At 38.8% G+C, this 13,777-nt stretch carries 11 protein-coding genes; 3 read left to right on the forward strand and 8 right to left on the reverse strand.

All coding sequences use genetic code 11. The features are described from left to right. Positions 1 to 331: 331 nt before the first annotated feature. Entirely contained in the window at positions 332 to 1,948 is a 1,617-nt protein-coding gene (gene ushA, locus I6E78_RS08565) for a bifunctional UDP-sugar hydrolase/5'-nucleotidase UshA (RefSeq protein ID WP_197182294.1), read from the reverse strand. 82 nt (positions 1,949 to 2,030) lie between these two features. Further along, a complete protein-coding gene (locus tag I6E78_RS08570; protein ID WP_041454917.1) occupies positions 2,031 to 2,210 on the reverse strand; it encodes a hypothetical protein in 180 nt (59 codons plus the stop codon). 249 nt (positions 2,211 to 2,459) lie between these two features. On the opposite strand from I6E78_RS08570, the gene I6E78_RS08575 reads away from it, so the two are divergent. Further along, on the forward strand, positions 2,460 to 3,182 hold the full coding sequence (locus I6E78_RS08575; RefSeq protein ID WP_197182295.1) for a peptidylprolyl isomerase: 723 nt from the start codon (positions 2,460 to 2,462) through the stop codon (positions 3,180 to 3,182). Positions 3,183 to 3,253: 71 nt separating this feature from the next. On the opposite strand, the gene I6E78_RS08580 is transcribed toward I6E78_RS08575, so the two are convergent. Next, the gene (locus I6E78_RS08580) at positions 3,254 to 3,673 is read right to left on the reverse strand and encodes an MAPEG family protein (protein WP_086995727.1); all 420 of its coding nucleotides are present in this window, start codon (positions 3,671 to 3,673) and stop codon (positions 3,254 to 3,256) included. A gap of 176 nt (positions 3,674 to 3,849) precedes the next feature. Between I6E78_RS08580 and I6E78_RS08585 the strand changes: the two genes are divergently transcribed. Beyond that, complete coding sequence (locus I6E78_RS08585; RefSeq protein ID WP_197182296.1) at positions 3,850 to 6,732, forward strand: insulinase family protein; 2,883 nt, start codon at positions 3,850 to 3,852, stop codon at positions 6,730 to 6,732. 89 nt (positions 6,733 to 6,821) lie between these two features. Here the strand turns inward: I6E78_RS08585 and I6E78_RS08590 are convergent, their stop codons facing one another. Further along, on the reverse strand, positions 6,822 to 8,204 hold the full coding sequence (locus I6E78_RS08590; protein ID WP_011329979.1) for a Na+/H+ antiporter NhaC family protein: 1,383 nt from the start codon (positions 8,202 to 8,204) through the stop codon (positions 6,822 to 6,824). Between the two features lie 334 nt (positions 8,205 to 8,538). Between I6E78_RS08590 and I6E78_RS08595 the strand changes: the two genes are divergently transcribed. Further along, positions 8,539 to 9,045: a GNAT family N-acetyltransferase gene (locus I6E78_RS08595; protein WP_089369217.1), complete on the forward strand. Its 507-nt coding sequence runs from the start codon at positions 8,539 to 8,541 to the stop codon at positions 9,043 to 9,045. 16 nt (positions 9,046 to 9,061) lie between these two features. Here I6E78_RS08595 and I6E78_RS08600 read toward each other — a convergent pair whose 3' ends face one another. The 4 genes from I6E78_RS08600 to I6E78_RS08615 form a co-directional block, all read right to left on the reverse strand. Further along, positions 9,062 to 9,676, reverse strand: a complete 615-nt coding sequence (locus tag I6E78_RS08600; RefSeq protein ID WP_011329981.1) for a PqiC family protein — start codon at positions 9,674 to 9,676, stop codon at positions 9,062 to 9,064. After that, complete coding sequence (pqiB, locus tag I6E78_RS08605; RefSeq protein WP_179807142.1) at positions 9,676 to 11,331, reverse strand: intermembrane transport protein PqiB; 1,656 nt, start codon at positions 11,329 to 11,331, stop codon at positions 9,676 to 9,678. Before pqiB ends, I6E78_RS08600 begins: the two co-directional genes overlap by 1 nt. Next, positions 11,328 to 12,557, reverse strand: coding sequence for a paraquat-inducible protein A (locus tag I6E78_RS08610; protein WP_197182297.1), 1,230 nt, complete (start codon positions 12,555 to 12,557; stop codon positions 11,328 to 11,330). The genes pqiB and I6E78_RS08610 overlap by 4 nt, the downstream gene beginning before the upstream one ends. Positions 12,558 to 12,714: 157 nt before the next feature. Next, positions 12,715 to 13,530: an acyl-CoA thioesterase gene (locus I6E78_RS08615; protein ID WP_011329984.1), complete on the reverse strand. Its 816-nt coding sequence runs from the start codon at positions 13,528 to 13,530 to the stop codon at positions 12,715 to 12,717. Between the last annotated feature and the right edge of the window lie 247 nt (positions 13,531 to 13,777).

Here is a 13,777-nt window from a genome sequence, read left to right on the forward strand (position 1 = left end):
GCAGAGCCTATGTGATGTGGTTATTCCCCATAAATAGGCGATAACGTAGCATCAATGCCAAACATGCGCTGCCCGAAGGGTTCTGCCTAGGGGCGATTGACTCTTTGTTGCCTACATGGATGTAGGTAAGGGGCGTGAGCAGGACGCGGAAGCTTTGCTTGGTTTTTTTACTTATTCTTACATGAATGTAAGCCAGTAGAATAATGCAGGAGCAGTTATCGAGCCCACTAGGTTACAAACCTCACGCCGTGATTAAATCGCCCCTAGTTTGAACAAATTTTAATCCGCAAAGGTCAACAGACCCTCGTTCCTACTATCTCCAAAATATAGATTATTTAGGGGCAAACTGGGCCGCATCTATTGGGCTGTGCTCTGCAAAAAAACGCTTCAATGCGTTAGAGTCTGTTTCATCAGTAACTACAAAACCTTTTGCTGTGGTTAGTGCAGGGTAGCCATCACCACCTGAGGCGTTAAAGTTATTAATGCTCATACGGTAAGTTTTACTTTTATCTAATGCTTGCCCATTTATTAATACCTTTACTAAGGTGTTGTTTTTATGCTCAAACGATAATTTGTGGTACTGCATGTAAGCGCCTGAATCAGGCGGGAAACGCGTTACAACTTCTAAATATTGCCATAAATCTTCTCCTGCAATATCGATATAAGCCACTCGATTTTGAAACGGTTGGGCTTTTAAAATATCTTTATAACTTACTTCGCCTGCAGCAATACTGTCGCGTACACCGCCGCCACTCATAATACCAAAGTCAGCATCGGTACTGTTCATTTGCGCTTGAATAATAACGCGAGCTAAATTTGTTTGTTGGTAGCGTACTTTATTACGATCGCCCTCAAGTCTGGCATTTACATAACCAATTTTACCTTCAATTTGTTTAGCGCCTTTTTCCTGATACTCGGCTAAAAATGCGTTTAACTGTGGGTTAGGTGTAATGTACTCGTTAGCTAATACACTCGACGTTGTGCCATCCGGGTGTTGTTTATCAACATATAAATTAACGGGTAGCAGTTTATAATTTAAGAGGGTTAGCTGGCCATTTTCAAGCTTAAACTCGGCTTTACCAACATATTTACCCCATTCGTGGGCTTGCATTATCCAAGTGCCATTTTGTTGATCGGGCGTGCAGGCTAGGCCGGGTTTAAAGTTATCGTCATTTACGTTTTTAGCCGCCATACATACAGGCTCTTGAGAGTGACCACCGATGATCATATCTAAGGTGTTAGTTGGCAGTGAGCGCGCAAGTGTTACATCTCCAGGCGCATTAATTGCGTGGCTGGCATCCACATAATGCCCCATATGAGTGAGCGCAATAGTAATGTCGGGGTTATATTGTGCTTTAATTTTTTGTGCTAATTGTGCCGTGATTTCGATTGGATCTTTAAACTCTAATTGGCGAATATATTCGGGATTACCTATTTTGGCTGTATCAGTGGTGGTTAAACCTATAACAGCAATACTCAGCCCATTTTTATTAAATACTTTATAGCTATCAAATACATTTTTACCGGTCGATTTTTCAAATATATTTGCCGATAAAAAAGGAAAGTTAGCCCATTGCTGTTGCTTTTTAAGCACGCTCATCGGGTTATCAAATTCATGATTTCCAAGGGCCATCGCATCATAACCAATTAACGACATACCTTTAAAGTCAGGCTCAGCGTATTGTAAATCTGACTCTGGAATGCCGGTATTTATATCGCCACCTGAGAGCAGCAGTACTGTATGCCCCTGCGCGATTGCTTTATTGCGTAGCGAGTCAATCAGGGTTTTACGGGCAGCCATGCCATACTCACCTTTTTCATTGTGCCAAAAGCGACCATGGTTATCGTTAGTATGCAGTACGGTTAAATATTGTGGGGCGGGGCTAGTGAGTGTAGTACTACACCCAAGTAGACTAAAAGCAATGACAAACAAAAAAATTATGCGCATAAAACACCTATTGATTAAAAGCACTTACGTTTATTGGCGCATAGTTTAACTAGTTTGCTACAAAAACACACTTTTACATTCTTTAATCACACTTTAATTTTTTAGTAGCAGCTAACTCTCTACGTTTTAGCTCTTCGCTGGCATATCTGGCTTTTTGATGATTAATACCTACCATCCAGATTAAAAAACTAGCAGGTAAGCGTGTGTAGGGCTCTCCCTTATGTAAACCAAAATCACAAATTTGGTTGTTTTTTTCTGACATTACAATTCTCCATTTACGAATTTGCAGAGGAATCATAACAAAAATAAAACAATTTATAAGTGCATTTTCATTAAACAGCGTTTTTACAAGGATAAGTTCAGTAGGAAGGTGATGAAATGTAATTAAGTTGTAACCGACTTGGTTTGAATTGTATCAGGGGCTATTTTGCAGTCGATTTTTAGTCTTACTCGCATTACTCTAAGTATCACTAAACTCTACACTTAAATAAAATAATAATAGGGAAAAACGATGAAAAAGCTTTTATTAGCCTCGTTACTTAGCGCAGTAAGCTTTGCCAGCTCAGCAACTATTGTCGAAATTAAAACCAGTCAAGGTATTATCAAAGTAAACTTATTTGATCAACAAACACCTAAAACGGTCGCTAATTTTTTAAGTTATGTTGGCGATGCAGCTTATAATCAAACTGTTATTCATCGCTCAGTAAAAGATTTTATTATTCAAGGGGGCGGTTTTACCTACTCTGATGGTTTTGATCGAATTACAACCAAGCCAGCAGTCATTAACGAACCTATTTACTCTAATGTTAAAGGCACGATTGCCATGGCTAAATTAGGTGGAAACCCTAATAGTGCAACCAGCCAATGGTTCTTTAACTTAAAGGATAATAGTGCAGGTAATCCTAAATTAGATACGCAAAATGGTGGCTTTACCGTGTTCGGTCAAATTATGGATGACAGCCAAGCGACTTTAGATAAAATTGCAGCTTTAGTACACTGTGAGGAAGTACCAGTAGTTGGCATCACTAAAGATCAATGTGCAACGATCAGTAATGTGAACCTTGTAAGCATTGATAATATGTATGTGTTGGATGACGACCCTAATACCGCACACGATTTATCACCGGTTGAAAATACGTTGATAGGTAAAATGAGTAATGATTCAAGCGGTAGTATGGCTTGGTTACTAGGGGCTTTATTATTAGTGTTACCACGTTTAAAACGCGCTAAATAACAAATACTTAAAATAAAGAAACCCCGCTATGGGTGTTAAATAGCGGGGTTTTTAGTTGTTTAATGTAAGAGTTAAAACAGTAATACCCGCCAAATTATTACCAGCCATAACGCAAATACACTGCCACAGCCTATTAAGAATAGATTAAAGCGTATTCTTATTTTATTACTGCCTAAGTGAACAACGCTATGTAAAATACGCGAAATCACAAACAGCCAAGCTAAAACAGCCACCAGAATGCTTGCACTATTGAGTTGCATTGCAAGTAAGCACCCAGCATAAAACAACACGGGTATTTCAAATTGATTGGTAAAGTTTCTATCAGCAACACGCACATTGTCACCTGCATTATCTAAACGCATAGTGGCAAAGTCGGTTAAATTGATGTGTTTATTTTTAGCTGCGGCAAAACGTCTTTTACCCATAATAATCATTACAATGAGTGAGAGTAAAACTTGGGCGAACATAGCTAAAATGATCAACTTTTCCATGGTTTTTCCTTATTATTATTTGAATTAGTTGCAGTATGAAGGTGTTTTTCACAATGTGTTACACAATTAACGGATAAATTGTGGCAAAACATTAATCTAAAATGTTAATTTAGGCTGTAAATAGCTTTTTAAATAAGCGTAGATCGCAGTTGCGACATACTTTTAATGGAAATAAAATGAAAAAAATTATTGGCTTTAGTGCCATTGCACTTGCTGTACTAAGCGGTTGTTCAAATACATCATCTGTATCTCAAGCACCTCAAACTGTTTTATTATCAGACTCGCTGGTTGTAAGCCCTAATGATAATCGCGAATATAAAACGCTTAAATTAGCTAACGACATTGAAGTTATTTTAGTATCAGACCCCAGTGCTGAAAAATCAGCCGCGGCATTAAGTGTTGGAGTGGGTTTATTACATGACCCAATGAGCCAACAAGGCATGGCCCATTATTTAGAGCATATGCTGTTTTTAGGCACAGAGCGCTACCCAGATACTAAAGGGTACTCTGACTTTATGACCAAAAATGGTGGCGCACACAACGCCTATACTTGGCTCGATATTACCAACTATATGTTTAAAATTAACAACGATGCGTTTGATGAAGGGTTAGATCGTTTTGCTGATTTTTTTAAAGCACCCAAGTTATACCCTGAATACACAGACAAAGAAAAAAATGCAGTAAATGCAGAGTGGTCAATGCGCCGCGAAATGGACTTTTTTGGGCAGTTTAAACTAGCGCGTAAAATGATGGGTGACCACCCAGCTAACCGTTTTTTAATTGGCAACCTAGAAACCTTAGGTGACAAAGAAGGCAGCTCATTACACAAAGAAACAGTTGATTTTTATAATAAATACTACTCTTCAAATATTATGAAAGTAGCGCTTATTTCTAATTTGCCAATTGCGGCAATGGAGCAAAAAGCACAAAAATACTTTGCTGATATTAAAAATAAAAACATCGAAAAACCAACAGTAACCGCCAAGCTTAACTTTGATAATGCCGGTGGTAAGCGCGTGTTTTATGCCCCTAATGAAGATGTAAAACAGTTACAACTTGATTTTACCATTAGCAATAACAATAACGAATTTGCACTCAAGCCTAATCGCTTTGTGGCCTACTTATTAAGTAATGAAATGCCTGGCAGTCCAGCGCAAATATTACGTGATAAGGGGTGGGTATCGCAATTGTCAGCATCGGCAGTGCCAACCCACTATGGCAACTACGGGTCGTTAAACGTTAACGTAGAGCTTACCGATACAGGCATGCAAAATCGTGAAACGATAGTGGCGACTATAATGCAGTATATTGAATTGATTAAAAAAGAGGGCGTTGATAGTAAATACTTTAACGAAATTCGTACCTCGTTAAATAATCAATTTAAGTTTTTAGAAAAAGGTGATGAGTTTAACTATGTAAGTACATTGACTCAAAGCATGCAAGACTACCCGTTAAATCATGCCATTAATGCGCCTTATTATTACGCTAAGTTTGATGCAGACTCAGTAAATAAAGTGCTTAAACAATTAAATGCCGACACTTTACGCATTTGGTATGTATCGCAGCAAGAAGAAACCGACTCACAGCTTCACTTTTACGACGGTAAATACCGCATTAGTGACATAAGCGCACAGGAAGTTGCAAGTTGGAACAAAGCGAGCCAGTTTAATTTAGCGCTACCGAGCGTAAATAACTTATTACCAGAAAATTTTGCTATTAAAACCCAAGCATTTAAACAGCAAAAATCCCCAGAGCTTGCTTATGATAAAAATGGCGTGAAAATATGGCGTCAGGCAAGTCAAAAATTTGCCGAGCAACCAAAGGGACTTGTTGAAGTTTATATAAATACCCAGCCGGGGCTAAACGATGTAAAAGCGGAGGTTTTATACTCTGTTTGGGCCGATCTGTACAACATACAGCAAAGCCAACTAAGCACTGAGGCTGCTATTGCAGGTATGAGCGTAAACCTTGCACCAAGTAATGGTTTAGTTTTGTCTATGAGTGGCTTTACAGATAAGCAAAATGTACTGCTTAAACAAGCATTAAGTGGGTTAAACAGTGATATTAGTGGGCAAGCATTTAACCAAGCTGTAGATCGTTTTAAACGTAATTTACTTAACCAGCAAAAACAATTTCCTTACGCGCAAGCATTTGCTGAATATACAAAATTAAGCCGTACCGGTAGCTTTGATACTGATACTTTAATTAGCACAGCCAACACTTTAACTTTAGCTGATTTTAATGCTTTAAAACAAAACACCTTTGCTAATAACGATTTACGCGTATTTAGTTATGGTAACTATAACCAGCAAGACATAGCAGCAATAGCATCCGAGCTGAGTGCTATTTTGCCAAGTAACTATAAACACACTGAGTTTGCGCGCAGTAAAGCATGGTTACCACAACTAGGTGAAACCATAGTGTTACAAAAAGATATAGATGTAGCCGATGTAGCCGTGGTTGATATGACAGTTCATCCAACACCGGGTTACAAACAAAAAGCACAAGCTGCCGTGCTACAAGGGCATTTTAGAACCATTGCATTTGATAAAATGCGTACCGAGGAGCAACTTGCGTATGCCGTTGGTGCATTAGCTCGCCCCATAGAGGATTACTCAGCGATTGGTTTGTTTATTCAAACACCAGTAAAAGGGCCAAAAGAAATACAAACGCGTTTTGATCTGTTTAAAAAAGAGTATGCAGTTGAGCTCGACAACATGAGTGAAGAGACGTTTGCACAGCTTAAAAATGCCACGTTAGTATCGCTTAAAGAGCAACCTAAAAACTTAAGTGACGAAATGAGCCCACTATTAAATGATTGGTATCGTGAAAATTTTAATTTTGATTCAAAGCAACAACTAATAAATGAAGTTGAGAAAGTAACGCTTAGCGATATTAAAGACTATTACCAACAAACAATGCTTAACCCTAATGCGGCACGTTTAAATGTGCAATTACGCGGGACTAAGTTTATAGAAAGTGACTTCGCCGATTTACCAAATCAAACAAAAATCACCACGCTAGATGCCTATTACAATGGTATTAAACTACAAAAATAAGCTTTATTTATACAGCTAAAAATAAACCCCAATGTATTGCTACATTGGGGTTTTTATTTATTTCAGTTAATTTAAGCCATCACTAAAACTTAAGCCATTAGTAAAAAGCCTATCACCGCAAGTGCTGCAGCAATAAGCGTATAAGGCAATTGTGTAACAGCGTGGCTCATTAAGTTACAGCCAGCGCCTTGGGCTGCTAATACCGTTGAGTCTGAATAAAAACATGCTTGGCTGCCAAATGATGATGCTGATAATAACGCGCCAATGACTAATGGAATATTAGCATCTACCGCCGTTGCCAGCGGCATAACAATAGGAATAGACACAGCAAATATTCCCCAGCTTGAGCCCGTTGCAAATGCTAAAACAGACATTGCAATAAATACCACTGCAGGCAAGTAACCCGCGGTCATGTATGGGCTTAAACTATTAATAACATATTGCGGCAAGCCAATTAAATCGCACACATCTTTAAATATAAACGCGGCTATAACCGTGCCTATAGCCGGTATCATACTTTTAAATCCATCGAGCATACGTTCAATCATTTCACTAAACGACATTAATTTTTGTAACGCATAAAATGGCAAAATTATAGCCATAGTGGCCAGTAAACCTTTATAAACGTCTATCTCAAAGTAAACGGTAAAGCCGACTAATAAAATAATAGGCAATAAAAAGTTATGTAATTTACCTTTAGGATCAGCATCTTCAAAGTTTTCTTCTACTGCTTTTACCGCGTACTCGTCTGCTGTTTGTACTTCACTGTATTGCGCCGGATCGACTTGTGCTTGCTCAATTTGTGCCATCTGTTCTGCTTTTTTCATTGGGCCAAAAGCAGGGATCACACCAAGTACCACTAACAGCACAACGAGTACCGCAAACCATGCGTAAAACATATACGGAATAGCCTGAATGTAAACAGCAATGCCTTTGCCTTCTTCAGCAATACCGTTATCTACGAGTAAACCACCAAAAAATACCGCCCACGTAGATAGGGGCACAAGTACGCAAATTGGTGCCGCAGTTGAGTCGACAACGTAGGCTAGCATTTCACGGCTTACTTTAAATTTATCGGTAATGCGTTTCATGGTTTCACCCACAGTAAGCGCATTTAAATAGTCATCAATAAAAATAACTAATCCAAGGCAAAAGGTCATAAATAATGAAGAGCGTTTGCCCTTAGTGTATTTAAGTGCCAACTTACCAAATGCAGAAGCACCACCGGTACGGACTAATAAGGCGATTAACGCACCAAAACCACCACACACCAATATTAACCAGCCAATGGTTTCGTCACTCATTACTTTAAGTGAGGTGCTGGCAAAATTAGCCAATACCTGCGAGGGATCAGCCATTATGAGCCCAACAAGGGCACCAATTAATAAAGATAAAATAGGGCGGCGTAGTACTACAGCCAAAATAACTACCACTAAAGGCGGCAGTAAGCTTAACGCAGAAGGTTCAAGCATTTAAGTATTCACAAAATTAAAAGCATATTTAAAAATTTAAACTGCTTAACAAAAACAAAGAAGATGATAAGTTAGTTATCTTATCACTTTCCAAGTCACTGCTTTTGCACGCGATATTACTAGGGAACTGTTATTTTAAATTAATAATCAGCAGTAATATGCGTTGGCTTGGCGCCAGACGGTGCAAGGAGTGCAACCGCTTTTGTTATGCCTATAAAAACATCGGCGCAAAAGTAATCTGCTTTACATCTTCAGTCAACAAATAAATGCTTTAATTGACTCATTTTTATTATTTGGCTGAATATAACGCTACAAACCAGAAGGATAACAATACATGCGAAGGCAATTTAATACCGAGCGATTAATTATTCGCCATGCTGTTGAAGCAGATGCTGGCGATTTATTAAAGTTAGTAAATCAAAAAAGTTTTATAAAATACATTGGGGATAAAAAAATTTATACCCTTGAGGATGCTATAACCTATATTAAGCAAGCTTTTAGTGAGGCGCACCAATCGCAAGGGTTTGGCCCTTATGTGATCACTTTAAAAAATCAGCAGTTAGTGGGGGTTGTTGGTTTTTATAGCCGTGCAATGTTGCAGCACCCCGATATAGGATTTGCGTTATTAACAGCATTTGAAAAACAAGGGTATATTTACGAAGCTGCAAAAGCGTTAGTTGAAAATAAAAGTATATATGGCATTAATAAATTATGCGCCATTACCTCAATAGATAATAGCGCATCACAAAATGTGTTAATTAAGCTTGGCTTTAAGCCACAAGGGCAAGTAATAATAGATAAAGAAAGCCGCAGCGTTGTTTCTTTATTTTTATATCATTAAATAATTTTAGTAATGATTATTTAAACCGCGTTTGTTCAATTTGCTTGGCTACTGCTAGGTTGATTTCTTGCCAGGTTTTTTCAAGCGTTGCTACCAGCGCATCATAGCCGTCACCGTCGAGTTGCGTTACATTAGCAAAATTGTGCAAACTTAATAAGCGTCGGCCTGTTTCGGGATGGGTATAATATAAACGCCATAGCCCAGATATATCTGCGTTGCCTTGTAGGTCGCCATTAAAATGATGAATTTCATATTCTAATTCATAAAAAGTTTGTTGATCTAGCTCGGTGATCACCGGTAAACCTTTTATTACCATCCAGTTAGGTAGGGCATTAAAGAGTGTTTGTTGGGCACTTACGGTGAGCATCGAATCAGGTGACTCACCCCATAAGTGATAGTTTGCAGCATGAATTTGATTGTGATCTATTTTCATAGCAATGCCGCGATTATTTAAGGCGCCCCTCAGTACAACTGTTTGTACTCTTAATTGCGCATCAGTTGCACTTACATCTCTTGAGGAGGCAACAATAGGTTGTTCAAACTGATAATACGCGATGGCAGTTTGAATTGATGAACTGCAACCACTAAGCAGTAAAACGAGTAAAATAACAAAAAAAGATGATTTAACCATTATTGCTTCCTTGGTTTTGGGTCTGCGGGTAATGCTTTATCAAATATAAACATATTAGGCTGCTCATTTAGGCCTTTAGTTAGCGGCTGTAGCTGCTCACTTAAACGTTTAAACTCTTGCAAGGTTTGCTGTAGCTGATTATTAAACTGCGAACCTGCTTGGTAGCTGGCCATGGTTTTATCAAATTGGCGCATAGTGACTTCAAATTGTTCCATACTCTTGGTCATTTTTTTGAAGTTTTGATTAAAGTCACCCGGTAAATTTTGTGTGTCTTTTTGGTTTAGCAAATCGCGCATGTCGTTGGCCAACCCTTGGTAGTCGCTAAAAGTGGCTTGCATTTGTGCTAAGCTATCTTCGATTTTTAGCTCGTTTACCTTATTAAGTACATCAGAAACCTGATCGGCTAATACAGTAATACCGCTAGATATACTTGGAAAAACATCATATTGAGCCAGTTTTTCTAGTTTTGCATCAGGCGCATCTGTATAAATATCAAAGTCGACATACACAGCACCGGTAAGTAAATTACCCGGTTTAAGCGAAGCGCGCATACCATTGTTTACCCAGCCATTTAAACTCGTTTGCCAATACTCTTTAGCTAAATCGTTATCGTGGTATAGGCGCCCATATTCTATTTTAATAAGCACAGGTACAGCCGTATTTTGGTTTTTAAAGTGAGCTGGTTTGCCGTTAATAATCACATTGGCAGGGGCTTCTACTACTGTACCAATTCGAGTTCCTCGGTATTCAACCGGAGCGCCAGCGCGCAGGCCGCGAATTGATTGCTCAAACTCAATAAGATAGTAGTCAAAGTCGTAAAAGCGCTCTTCTAGTGCTTCTTTATAGCTTTGACTAAGCGAAAAGCTATGCTCATTTTGGGCAATATCGCCAGGTGCTTGTTGATCGGGTAAGCCCACCGATATACCGCCTTTTAAAAGTTTACTAAGCGATCCGGTATTAATGTTTATGCCATCAGCAGAAAGGTCAATTTCTATACCAGAGTTAACCCAAAAAATAGAATTTAAGGTGATCAGGTTTTCGTAGGGTGCTTTAATAAAAATACCGTACTTCATGGCTTGGTTTTTCCAATCAAATGTCGCGGTTTCTATTTGCCCAATTTTATAGTTTTTGAAAAATATACCGGTACTTACTTCAAGTACCTCAGCGTTGTAGCTCAATAACTTAAAGCGTCCGCCTTTAACATCTTTACCAATTAAGGCAGGCTCGTCTTGTAGTTCAAACTTTTCTTTTTTCTTTTTACTTTCTCCAGGCGAAAACTCTAAATATACACCTGATAAAAGCGTACTCATGCCACTAATGCCGGTTTCATCTATACGCGGTTTTACCACCCAAATTTTGGCATCTTCGGTGAGTAAGTTATCGTAGTTTTTATCTATTTGAGCGCGGGCAATAACACTGTCTTGCGAGTCGGATAAACGCACATGATCTATTTGGCCAATTTTAACACTGCGTACTTTAATCTCGGTTTTTCCCGCAACTATCCCCTCCGCTTGTGGCATGGTTATATAAATAGTGGGGCCTAAATTAGTTTGGTATTGATAAAGCATCCAAACACCCACAAACAGGGCAATAACGGGAATAATCCAAATTGCAGAAATTTTTGATTTTTGTGTAATATTAGCGGTTTCGGTCATGCATTATTCTCTGCGTTATTATTTTTAGGTGAATCCCATAGCAAACGTGGGTCAAAGGCGTGAGCTGCCATCATTTGACATAGTACCATAACAGTAAAAAAGGCAACGCCTAAGCCGGGCGTTACCGACATTAAGTTACCCAATTGTACCAAAGCAACTAAAATGGCCACAACAAACACATCAATCATAGACCATTTCCCAATAAATTCAGTTAGTTGATAAATACGTGTATACCCTATGGTGTGATCATTTGCGGGTTTGGCAACCATAAAGCACAAAAAGCTCAATACTAAAGCCTTTGCAAGTGGGACTACAACACTGGCAATAAATATAATCATGGCAATAGGGTATGAGCCATTTTGCCACAGTGCAATAACACCAGCAATTAAGGTTGAAGGGCTTTCATCACCTAAACTGGTGGTATACATAATGGGTAAAACATTGGCTGGAATATAGCAAATAATAGAGGTAATTAACCAAGCCGTAGCTTTTTGTACACTGTTGGGGTTTCTAAGATAGGTTTTACTATGGCAACGATTACAAACACTTTGCGTGCATAGTTGATGGCACACATGGCAAGCTTTTATATCGTTATCAATGGCGCGGTGAGTAAGGTTTATATTTTCAAGTTTTTCTACTGGGCCAATTTGTGCCCACAAGCGGGGGCGGTTTAAATGTGTTAACGCACTAATATATAAAATAACAAAGCCCACATAAGCCCAAAAGCTCACCCCAAAACTAATATCCGCGAGAGACATTATTTTAACCATACTGACAAGTACGCCAATGAGAAAAATCTCCGACATAATCCAAGGTTCAAGCGCTAGGGTAAATTTTAATAATCGTCGAGCAATACCTTGAGGTAGCGCTCTAAGCGCGCCTAAATGTAATGGTATTAGTATAATAAGTAAGCTCATAGGCAGGGCTATAATACTTAAATCAATAAATAGCCCTAACAAGTTACTATCGTAATTAAATAAAATACGCGCGGCATCGGGCAAGGTTATAGTTTGCGTAATACCGCTGCTGCTAAACGAAATAAAAGGATAAAACATGCTGCTGAGTAGCATTAACAAGGCACTAAAGCTCAGGGCTACAACTCGGCTGTCGTGATCTGTATCTGAGTCAGAAACCTTATGCCCGCAATGGGGGCACGTTGCGACATTTTTAGCCTCAACCAGGGGGACCTCAATAATATAGTCGCAACAAGGACACGCTATTTGCAAAGTGTTCGCTTAGAATTAAACAAAGAGTTAAATTTTGCTATAATTATCGCCTAAATACAAATGTTATAACTGTTGTTGAGCGTAATTAATTATTAGTTAAGAGTGCATTGCAGTGGCACTCGCTACATTATATATAGCTAATACCACTGCTTATACATCAATCAAATAATGCCACTGTTTGGCGAGTAAGGGCAATCAGCTCACCCGATTGCGACCAAATACAGCCGTCTTCTAAGCCGTAACCACCTTTTGCATGATGGGTAATTGCTTCAAAGCCCAACCATTGACCAGGAGTTAAGTTAGGCGCTTGCACAAACTCTAAATACCACGACATACTACTAGCAGGCGCTGGTTGTTTAAACATTTGTAATAAGGTAGGAGGCCATGCATCGGTTAGCGCTATAACATGTGCTTCTGTAATGGCCGCTGGAGTTTCTTTAAAGCGCATCCACCCACCTAAATGGGAGGTTTCTGCACTGCTAAAAGGCATAGCACCTTGTTGTGGGCATAAATCAACATGTTGAAAAAACTCCGGCATTTGCCCTTGTATAAATGGCAATGTATGGCGCTCATTAACTTCTTGTAAGCCTAACGACTTTGCAACGGGTACATTAATAGCTGAGTTGCGGTTACTAGCAAAGCAGGCTTGTACAATGACACACACTTGTTCATTTTGAATTGCTTTGGCCAGTACTTGAGTACTACTTTTGCCTTCACGCAGTATTTCTACAGATAAAGAAAATGGCGTATCGGCAAGCAGCGGGCCAACAAAGTTAGTACTTAAAGATAATAACCGGCGCTCACTATTTACTTGAGCTCTCATTGCTTGATATAAAAGTGCTGCAGATAACCCACCAAAAGCGGTGCGCCCTTGGCACCAATTAGCTTCAAACTGCATGGTGTTTGCCACATTATTAGTGTCGTCTTGATTATTAATATTAGCGGCTTGTTGCAGTAAATGATCGAAATTCATTAGTTAGCGTGTCCTTAAAAGTACGAATTACTAAATATATAACACAGCCAAACTTGTCAGACCAGCAATTAAAGTTCAATACAAACGGCGTAAAAACCAGCGTTGCTAGCAAATATTGCACTTTATTTAGCTTATTTTGTAAAAAAATCAAAAAAAATGATATTTTTTTCATTTTTACAGTTGAATTAAGTTTGCAGCATCCCTATTAACTAGTCATCGAACGTATTAACGAATATTGAAGTTGGAG

Source organism: Pseudoalteromonas sp. NZS127 (assembly GCF_015864805.1).
GTDB classification, from domain to species: domain Bacteria; phylum Pseudomonadota; class Gammaproteobacteria; order Enterobacterales; family Alteromonadaceae; genus Pseudoalteromonas; species Pseudoalteromonas nigrifaciens.

What these genes read in the sequence shown, in the direction of transcription:
- ushA (WP_197182294.1), bottom strand. Translation starts at nt 1,948, where the DNA reads ATGCGCATAATTTTTTTGTTTGTCATTGCTTTTAGTCTACTTGGGTGT.
- I6E78_RS08570 (WP_041454917.1), bottom strand. Translation starts at nt 2,210, where the DNA reads ATGTCAGAAAAAAACAACCAAATTTGTGATTTTGGTTTACATAAGGGA.
- I6E78_RS08575 (WP_197182295.1), top strand. Translation starts at nt 2,460, where the DNA reads ATGAAAAAGCTTTTATTAGCCTCGTTACTTAGCGCAGTAAGCTTTGCC.
- I6E78_RS08580 (WP_086995727.1), bottom strand. Translation starts at nt 3,673, where the DNA reads ATGGAAAAGTTGATCATTTTAGCTATGTTCGCCCAAGTTTTACTCTCA.
- I6E78_RS08585 (WP_197182296.1), top strand. Translation starts at nt 3,850, where the DNA reads ATGAAAAAAATTATTGGCTTTAGTGCCATTGCACTTGCTGTACTAAGC.
- I6E78_RS08590 (WP_011329979.1), bottom strand. Translation starts at nt 8,204, where the DNA reads ATGCTTGAACCTTCTGCGTTAAGCTTACTGCCGCCTTTAGTGGTAGTT.
- I6E78_RS08595 (WP_089369217.1), top strand. Translation starts at nt 8,539, where the DNA reads ATGCGAAGGCAATTTAATACCGAGCGATTAATTATTCGCCATGCTGTT.
- I6E78_RS08600 (WP_011329981.1), bottom strand. Translation starts at nt 9,676, where the DNA reads ATGGTTAAATCATCTTTTTTTGTTATTTTACTCGTTTTACTGCTTAGT.
- pqiB (WP_179807142.1), bottom strand. Translation starts at nt 11,331, where the DNA reads ATGACCGAAACCGCTAATATTACACAAAAATCAAAAATTTCTGCAATT.
- I6E78_RS08615 (WP_011329984.1), bottom strand. Translation starts at nt 13,530, where the DNA reads ATGAATTTCGATCATTTACTGCAACAAGCCGCTAATATTAATAATCAA.